General features: G+C 71.9%; 5 protein-coding genes and 1 pseudogene. 4 read left to right on the top strand and 2 right to left on the bottom strand.

What is annotated here, in order from left to right; genetic code table 11:
• Together ACTUAL_RS04075 and ACTUAL_RS04080 are read left to right on the top strand one after the other, a co-directional pair.
• The coding region (locus ACTUAL_RS04075; protein WP_440899313.1) for an N-acyl-D-amino-acid deacylase family protein at positions 1-1439 on the top strand (1439 nt) is incomplete at its 5' end.
• Positions 1436-2830: a GntP family permease gene (locus tag ACTUAL_RS04080; RefSeq protein WP_015804185.1), complete on the top strand. Its 1395-nt coding sequence runs from the start codon at positions 1436-1438 to the stop codon at positions 2828-2830. The genes ACTUAL_RS04075 and ACTUAL_RS04080, both read left to right, overlap by 4 nt.
• A 168-nt stretch (positions 2831-2998) precedes the next feature.
• Here the strand turns inward: ACTUAL_RS04080 and uvrA are convergent, their stop codons facing one another.
• Positions 2999-5857, bottom strand: a complete 2859-nt coding sequence (uvrA, locus tag ACTUAL_RS04085) for an excinuclease ABC subunit UvrA (RefSeq protein WP_096496310.1) — start codon at positions 5855-5857, stop codon at positions 2999-3001.
• 226 nt (positions 5858-6083) lie between these two features.
• Here uvrA and ACTUAL_RS04090 point away from each other — a divergent pair.
• Positions 6084-6767 (top strand): annotated as a pseudogene (locus ACTUAL_RS04090) (maleylpyruvate isomerase N-terminal domain-containing protein); the annotation flags it as partial.
• Here ACTUAL_RS04090 and ACTUAL_RS04095 read toward each other — a convergent pair.
• Positions 6734-7918, bottom strand: a complete 1185-nt coding sequence (locus tag ACTUAL_RS04095) for an acyltransferase family protein (RefSeq protein WP_440899314.1) — start codon at positions 7916-7918, stop codon at positions 6734-6736. The pseudogene ACTUAL_RS04090 and the gene ACTUAL_RS04095 sit on opposite strands and share 34 nt — an antisense overlap.
• A 131-nt stretch (positions 7919-8049) precedes the next feature.
• On the opposite strand from ACTUAL_RS04095, the gene ACTUAL_RS04100 reads away from it, so the two are divergent.
• Positions 8050-8727: an MBL fold metallo-hydrolase gene (locus tag ACTUAL_RS04100; RefSeq protein WP_440899315.1), complete on the top strand. Its 678-nt coding sequence runs from the start codon at positions 8050-8052 to the stop codon at positions 8725-8727.
• The last annotated feature ends 389 nt before the right edge of the window (positions 8728-9116 follow it).

The raw sequence follows: 9116 nt of genomic DNA on the forward strand, positions 1-9116 counted from the left end.
CGCCGGGGTTCATCGACATGCACTCCCACTCCGACCTGCAGGTCCTCGCCAACCCCGAGCATCTGGCCAAGGTCAGTCAGGGTGTGACCACCGAGGTCCTCGGCCAGGACGGGCTGTCCTACGCGCCGGTGGACGACGAGGTGCTCGCCGCCCTGCGCGGTCAGCTCGCGGGCTGGAACGACGACCCGGCCGGGTTCGACTGGGACTGGCGCTCGGTCGGCGAGTACCTGGACCGGCTCGACAAGGGCATCGCGGTCAACGCCGCCTACCTGGTGCCGCAGGGCACGCTGCGGATGCTGTGCGTCGGCCTGGAGGACCGGCCCGCGACGGAGGCCGAGCTGACCCGGATGAAGGAGGTGCTGGCGCGCTCGCTGGACGAGGGCGCGCTGGGCCTGTCGTCCGGGCTGACCTACGCGCCCGGCATGTACGCGTCGTCGCGGGAGCTGGTCGAGCTGTGCCGGGTCACCGGCGAGCGCGGCGGCTACTACAGCCCGCACCACCGCAGCTACGGCGCGGGCGCGCTGGAGGCGTACGCGGAGGTGGTGGAGCTCTCGCGCGAGTCCGGCTGCCCGCTGCACCTGGCGCACGCCACCATGAACTTCCCGGTCAACGAGGGCCGCGCGGGCGAGCTGCTCGCGCTGCTGGACGCGGCGATCGCCGACGGCGTCGACATCACCCTGGACACCTACCCGTACCTGCCGGGCGCGACCTACCTGTCGGCGCTGCTGCCCGGCTGGGCGTCCGGTGGCGGCGTCGAGGCGACCCTGGCGAGGCTGACCGATCCCGCCACGCGCGAGCGGGTGCGCGTGGAGATCGAGGAGACCGGGTCGGACGGCTGCCACGGCGTTCCGGTCGACTGGGAGTCCATCGAGATCAACGGCGTGCGGCTGGCCGAGCACGCGCACCTGGTGGGCCACAGCGTCGCCGCCTCCGCGCGCGCCGCCGGACGTCCCCCGGCCGAGCTGTACTTCGACGTGCTGGTCGCCGAGCGGCTGGGCACGTCGTGCCTGATGCACGTGGGCCACGAGGACAACGTGCGGGCGATCATGCGCCACCCCGCGCACACCGGCGGCAGCGACGGCCTGCTCGTCGGCGACCGGCCGCACCCGCGCGCGTGGGGCACCTTCCCGCGCTACCTCGCCCGGTACGTGCGGGAGCTGGGCGTGCTCGGGCTGGAGGAGTGCGTGGCGCACCTGACCGGGCGCGCCGCGCGCCGGTTGCGCCTGGCCGACCGGGGTCTGGTCCGCGAGGGCTGCGCGGCCGACCTGGTGCTGTTCGACCCGGACACCGTCGTGGACACCGCGACGTTCGACGCCCCCCGGCAGGCCGCCGAGGGCATCCACCACGTCGTCGTCAACGGGGTCCCCGTCGTCGACGCGGGCAGGCGCACCGACGCCCTGCCCGGACGTTCCCTGCGAAACACCCGGAGCAACGCGTGATCGACTGGTTGCAGCACTCGACGGCGGGGCTGCTGACCCTGTCCGGGCTCAGCATCGCCCTGCTGCTGTTGATGATCATCCGCTGGAAGGTCGAGCCGTTCATCGCGCTGCTCGTGGTCGGCCTGCTGGTGGCGCTGGCCGCGGGCCTGCCGGTGGAGGTGCTGGTCGGATCGGCGCAGAAGGCCTCGGACTCGTTGCTGGAGAAGGGCTTCGGCAGCATCCTCGGCCACATCACGGCCATCATCGGCCTCGGCACGCTGCTGGGCGCGATCCTGGAGGCGTCCGGGGGCGCCGAGGTGCTGACCCGCTCGCTGCTGCGGGCGTTCGGCGAGAACCGCGCGCCGCTGGCGATGGGCCTGGCCGGTCTGATCTTCGGCGTCCCGGTGTTCTTCGACATCGGCATCTTCGTGCTGGCGCCGCTGGTGTACGTGGCGGCCAAGCGCGCCGGGCGCTCCATCGTGCTCTACGCCATGCCGCTGCTCGCGGGCCTGTCGGTGATGCACGCGTTCATGCCCCCGCACCCCGGTCCCGTGGCGGCGGCCGGCCTGCTGAACGTGGGCCTGGGCTGGATCATCGTGATGGGCCTGGCGGTGGCGATCCCGTCCTGGTTCGTCGGCGGCGTGCTGTTCTCGGCGTGGATCGGCAAGCGGCTGGAGATCCCGGTCCCCGAGGAGATGCTGGCGGCGGCGGAGAAGGCGCGCGCCGAGAGCACCAAGGGCGAGCCGCCGCTGTCGCTGGTGCTGGGCATCATCGCGGTGCCGCTGGTGCTGATCCTGGCGGGCACGTTCGGCAGCATCCTGCTGCCCAAGGGCTCGTCGCTGCTGGGCGTGTTCACGTTCTTCGGCACGCCCGCCGTGGCGCTGACCATCGCGGTGCTGCTGGCGTTCTGGCTGCTGGGCTTCCGGCGCGGCATGACGCGGGAGAAGATCGCCGAGCTGTCGGCGGCGTCGCTGCGCCCGGTGGCGATGATCCTGCTGGTGGTCGGCGCGGGCGGGTTCTTCGGCGCGGTGCTGTCCGCGACCGGCGTCGGCAAGGTGCTCGCGAACTCCCTGGCGGACCTGGGGCTCCCGGTCATGGCGTTGGCCTACGTGATCAGCTGCGGGATGCGGATCGCGCAGGGCTCGGCGACCGTGGCGATCGTGACCACCACCGGCATCGTGGCGCCGCTGGTCGCGGAGCAGTCCTACTCGCAGCCGCAGCTGGCGCTGGTGGTCATGGCGATCGCGTCCGGCTCGATCATCGCCTCGCACGTCAACGACGGCGGGTTCTGGATCGTGTCGCGGTACTTCGGGCTGTCGGTGAAGGAGACGCTCCAGACCTGGACGGTCGTGGAGACCCTGCTGTCCGTGGTGGGCTTCGTGGTCGCCGCGCTGCTCAGCCTGGTGGTGTAGCCGCGCCGGACCCGGTGCGGCGAAAGGCCCCCGCGCCCTCCCCCTCGGAGACGCGGGGGCCTCTCCCCCCTGCGGGCCGCACCTCCCCGCGCGGCCCTCCGCCACCTACACGAGCGGGGGTTCGAACGGGTTCACCGAACTTCCGAGATTTTTCCGACGGGTCTCGGGCTAGCCCTTGAGCACCTCGGTGAGGAACTTGCCGGTGTGGCTCTCCGGCACGTCCGCCACCTGCTCCGGCGTGCCCTGGGCGACGACGATCCCGCCGCCCGAACCGCCCTCGGGCCCCATGTCGACCAACCAGTCCGAGGTCTTGATGACGTCGAGGTTGTGCTCGATCACGATGACCGTGTTGCCCTTGTCCACCAGGCCGTTGATGACCAGCAGCAGCTTGCGGATGTCCTCGAAGTGCAGGCCCGTGGTCGGCTCGTCGAGCACGTACACGGTCTTGCCGGTGGACCGCTTCTGCAGCTCCGCGCCCAGCTTCACGCGCTGCGCCTCGCCACCGGACAGCGTCGTCGCGGGCTGGCCGAGCCGCACGTAGCCCAGGCCGACGTCCACGAGCGTGCGCAGGTGCCGGTGGATGGCGTTGATGGGCTCGAAGAAGTCCGCCGCCTCCTCGATGGGCATGTCCAGCACCTCGGAGATGGTCTTCCCCTTGTAGTGCACCTCCAGGGTCTCCCGGTTGTACCGGGCCCCCTTGCACACCTCGCACGGCACGTAGACGTCCGGCAGGAAGTTCATCTCGATCTTCAGCGTGCCGTCGCCCGCGCACGCCTCGCAGCGCCCGCCCTTGACGTTGAACGAGAACCGGCCCGGCTGGTAGCCGCGCACCTTCGCCTCGGTGGTGGCCGCGAACAGCTTGCGGATGTGGTCGAACACGCCCGTGTAGGTCGCCGGGTTCGAGCGCGGGGTGCGGCCGATCGGCGACTGGTCCACCTGCACGAGCTTGTCGACGTGCTCAAGGCCCTTGACGCGGGTGTGCCTGCCGGGGACCTGCCGCGCGCCGTTGAGCTTGTTCGCCAGCACGGTCGCCAGGATGTCGTTGACCAGCGTGGACTTGCCCGAGCCGGACACGCCGGTGACGGACACCAGGCAGCCCAGCGGGAACGACACGTCGATGCCGCGCAGGTTGTGCTCGCGCGCGCCCACCACGGTCAGCTGCCGCTTCTTGTCGATCGCGCGGCGCAGCTCCGGCATCGGGATCTGCTTGCGGCCGGACAGGTACGCGCCGGTCACCGACTCCTTGTTGCGCAGCAGCGCCTTGTACGGGCCGCTGTGCACGACGTGCCCGCCGTGCTCGCCCGCGCCGGGGCCGATGTCGACCACCCAGTCCGAGGCGCGCACGGTGTCCTCGTCGTGCTCGACCACGATGAGCGTGTTGCCCAGGTCCCGCAGCCGGGTCAGCGTCTCGATGAGCCGGTGGTTGTCCCGCTGGTGCAGGCCGATCGACGGCTCGTCCAGCACGTACAGCACGCCGACCAGGCCGGAGCCGATCTGGGTGGCGAGCCGGATGCGCTGCGCCTCGCCGCCGGACAGCGTGCCGGAGGCGCGGCCGAGCGAGAGGTAGTTCAGGCCGACGTCGAGCAGGAACCGCAGCCGCGCCTGGATCTCCTTGAGCACCGCGCCCGCGATCATGGTCTCGCGCTGGCCGAGCTTGAGGCCGTCCAGGAAGTCCGAGCACTCGCCGACGCTCATCGCGCACACCTCGGCGATGGACTTCGGGCCGAGCGCGGCGTGGTCGAGCGTGACGGCGAGGATCTCGGGCTTGAGGCGGGTGCCCTTGCACGACGGGCAGGGCACCTCCCGCATGTAGCCCTCGTACTTCTCCTTCATGCTCTCGGACTCGGTCTGCTCCAGGCGCCGCTCCAGGAACGGGATGACGCCCTCGAAGTCCGCGTAGTAGGAGCGCTCGCGGCCGTACCGGTTGCGGTAGCGGACGTTCACCTGCTCGTCGACGCCGTGCAGCACCGCCTTCTGCACCTTCGCGGGCAGCTGCCGCCACGGGGTGTCCATGCGGAACCCGATGGCCAGCGACAGCGACTCCAGCAGGCGGGTGAAGTAGTCGGCGGTCTGGCCGCCCGCCCACGGCGCGATGGCGCCCTCGCCCAGCGGCAGCTCGTCGTCCGGCACCACCAGCTCCGGGTCCACCTCCATCCGCACGCCCAGGCCCGTGCAGGTCGGGCACGCGCCGTAGGGGGAGTTGAAGGAGAACGACCGGGGCTCCAGGTCCTCGATCGCCAGCGGGTGGCTGTTGGGGCAGGCCAGGTTCTCGGAGAACCGGCGCACCCGCGCGGGGTCGCTCTCGGGCAGGTCGACGAACTCCAGCTCGACGAGCCCGTCGGCCAGCCGCAGCGCGGTCTCCACCGAGTCGGTGAGCCGCTGCTTGGCCGAGGTCTTCACCGCGAGCCGGTCGATCACGGCCGCGATCTCGTGCTTCTCCTGCTTCTTGAGCTTCGGCACGTCGGTCAGCGCGTAGACCTGGCCGTCCACCTTGACCCGCGAGTAGCCCTGGGTCTGGAGGTTCGCGAACAGGTCGACGTACTCGCCCTTGCGCCCGCGCACGATCGGCGCGAGGACCTGGAACTTGACGCCCTGCTCCATCGCCAGCACCTGGTCGACGATCTGCTGCGGGGTCTGCTTGCTGATCGCCTCGCCGCACACCGGGCAGTGCGCCTTGCCCGCGCGCGCGTAGAGCAGCCGCAGGTAGTCGTAGACCTCGGTGATCGTGCCGACCGTGGAGCGCGGGTTGCGGCTGGTGGACTTCTGGTCGATGGACACCGCGGGCGACAGGCCCTCGATGAAGTCCACGTCCGGCTTGTCCATCTGGCCGAGGAACTGCCTGGCGTACGCGGACAGCGACTCGACGTAGCGGCGCTGCCCCTCCGCGAAGATCGTGTCGAACGCGAGGCTGGACTTGCCCGACCCGGAGAGCCCGGTGAAGACGATCAGGCTGTCGCGGGGCAGGTCGAGGTCGACCCCCCGGAGGTTGTGCTCGCGCGCGCCGCGAACGACAAGGCGGTCTGCCACACCCATTCCCTTCCCGATTGCGTGATCACCGAACACATGTTCGAAAAAGCGTACCCGCCGAGCGGGCTGACACGATCGGGGAGGGGGTGCCCGCGCTGGTGCGCGGCACACCCGGACCAGCCCCGGAACCCCTCGATCGTGCGCCAACGGCTCTACCGGTGGGTAGTGAACGCCCCTAGGCTGGAGCGGTAGGCCGTTCGGCCGCAGATCCCGGGATGAGGTGCCCATGAGCTTCGCTGACGCAGCCCAAGCCCAGGTCCACTCCGCGACGAGCGTACCCGCGCCGCGCGAGGAGTCGGGCGCGATCCAGGACGCGCTCGCCGGACTGGCGGAGGTCGAGCGGGCCACGGCCGAGCTGTACCGCGTGGTCGACGGGTTCGACCTGGCGTCGGTGCGGGAGCCCAGCCTGCTGCCGGGGTGGAGCCGGGCGCACGTGATGACGCACCTGGCGCGCGGCGCGGACGCCCTGCTGAACCTGCTGACGTGGGCCAAGACCGGCGTCGAGCACCCGATGTACCTGAGCATGGCCGACCGCGAGGCCGACATCGCCGAGGGCGGGGCGCGTCCGCCGACGCTGCTGCGCGCCGACCTGGACGCGGCCAGCCAGCGGCTCGCCGCCGCGATCCGGGACCTGCCCGCAGCCGCGTGGGAGGCGGAGGTGGCGCACCCGGTCAAGGGGCCGATCCTGGCGGGGCGGGTGCCGTGGATGCGGTTGGGCGAGGTGTGGGTGCACCTGGTCGACCTGGACGCGGGCTTCGGGTTCGCCGACATCCCGGAGGACTTGCACGAGCTGCTGCTGACCGAGGCGGTCGGGGTGTACGCCGACCGCGAGGGGGTGCCGCCGGTGCGCCTGGAGGTGGCGCTGCCGGACGGGCGTCAGCGCACCTGGGAGTTGCCCGCGGGGGCGGGCAGCGACGCGCCGGTGATCAGCGGTGACGCGGCCGAGGCGATCGGCTGGCTGACCGGGCGCGGCGACGGCAGCGGCCTGGAGGGCCGGGTGCCGACGTTGCCCAGGTGGCTCTGAGCGCGCAGCCCGACGACGAGCAGCCACCGGGCGAGCGCGGGGCGGTGGCTGGCGGTGAGCAGGCGGTGCGCGGGCCGTTCCACCAGGGCGGTCAGCGCCCAGCCGAGCAGGACGGCGGTGGCCAGGAACGCGGCGAGCTGGACGGCCGGGCCCCACGGGGTCAGGCGCTCCATCACCACGTAGCCGATCTCCTGGTGGACCAGGTACACGCCGTAGGAGATGCCCGCGAGCCAGCGGATCGGCGTGGCGAGCGCGCGCAGCGGCGCGATGTCCCAGTCCGGGCCGCCTGCCGCCGCGCACACCCCGACGAGCACGACGCCGAGCGCGGCGGTGCCCTCCAGGTTGTCGCTGTGCAGGTACTGCGCGCCGAGCGCGGCGGCCAGCAGCGCGCCCAGGTGCCGGTTCCCGAGCCGTTCGCGGGACCACAGCCACACGCCGACGCCCATGGCGAACAGCTGGGCGCGGTGCGCGCCGAGGCCGTCGTAGAGCAGCTTCAGCAGACCGGGCTCGCCGATCCACTCGCGCACGACCAGCGGTCCGAGCACGAGGGCCCAGAGCAGCACGGACAGCGCGCGACCGCGCACGCGGGAGGCGAGCAGCGCGCCCGCGACGAACCCGGTGAGCTGGACGGGCAGGGTCCAGTAGGAGAAGTCGACGAGCCGGACGTCCGGGAGCCAGTTCTGCAGCATGAGGATGTTGAGGACCAGGTCGCGGGGTTCGAGGTGCGACCAGCCCTCGGGCGCCAGGTGCACGAGGACCCAGTAGGTCAGGCAGGCGGCCACCGCGTAGGCGGGGAGCAGGCGGGCGAGCCGGTTGCGCAGGAACCAGGCGCGGTTGCCCTTGGCCAGCGAGGCGCAGGCGAAGAACGCGGAGATCACCACCAGCGAGCTCGCGCCCATCTCGAGGGACACGGTGAACAGGGGTTCGCCGATCTCCGGGTGGACGTTCGGCCCTGCGTGGGTCGCGTGTTGCAGCACGACGGCCAGCACGGCGAGCACGCGCAGCACGTCCCAGTTGATCCTGCGGGTTTTCGGCACGGTGGGGATGACCTGCTTCAGGGTGGGGACGGCGGAACGGCGTTCGGCGGCGGATCGTTGACAACCCTAAGGAACGTTCCTGTAGGGACCCTGAAGGTGCGACGGCGAGCGGGCGGCTACCGTCGGCGACCGTGGACGTACTCGAGGACTACACCGGCCACGTCGAGCCGGGCGGCCCGGCGGCGCGCCGGGTGCTGGACGCGCTGACCATCACGAAGGTGTCGGTCGGCCCGATGGACAACAACGCGTACCTGCTGTTGTGCCGCGCGACGAACGAGGCGCTGCTCATCGACGCCGCCGCCGACCCGGAGCGCCTGTCCGACCTGGTCGGTCACGAGGTGACCAGGCCGAGGCTGAAGACGGTCGTGACCACCCACCAGCACGGCGACCACTGGGCGGCCCTGGGCGCGGTCGCGGGCGCGAACGGCTCGAACACCGCCGCGCACCCGTTGGACGCCGAGGTCCTGCCGGTCCCCCCGGACTTCCTGGTGGAGCACGGCGACACCCTGCAGGTCGGCGAGTCGACCCTGGAGGTGATCCACCTCCGCGGCCACACGCCGGGCTCGATCGCCCTCCTCTACCGCGACCCGACCGGCCACCCCCACCTCTTCACGGGCGACTCGCTGTTCCCCGGCGGCGTGGGCAGGACCACCTCCCCGGAGGCGTTCACGAGCCTGCTGGACGACGTCCAGTCCCGCCTCTTCGACGCCCTCCCGGACAACACCTGGTTCTACCCAGGCCACGGCGACGACTCGACGCTCGGCGCAGAACGCCCGAACCTCGACGAGTGGCGCTCACGCGGCTGGTGACCCCCAAGCCGGGAGCGCCCCCGCGCTCCCGGCCCTCCCCCTCACGCCCCCCCACAACGCTGCCAACAGCCCTGACTCACCCAGCAGCACTCCCAACAACCACCACCAGCGGTCTCCGGCCCGCCGTCCAACGCAGGACCGGAACGAACCACCGGGCAACGCTCCCGACGGCCACCACCGCCCCGCCCCCGCCCGCGGGGCAACGCCATCTCACAACACCCCACCGCCCCACCCACCTGCCGCGAACGCCCCAGGGAGCCCGCCTACCTCAGATCACCTACCCACCCCAAGGCACCCGTCTCTCTCCCCCACCACCCAGCCGCCCCGCCCGCCCGGTCGAGCCAACCCAAGATCACCAGCCCGAGATCGCCAATTCGCCTCAGGCCGCC

The organism is Actinosynnema sp., assembly GCF_052038725.1.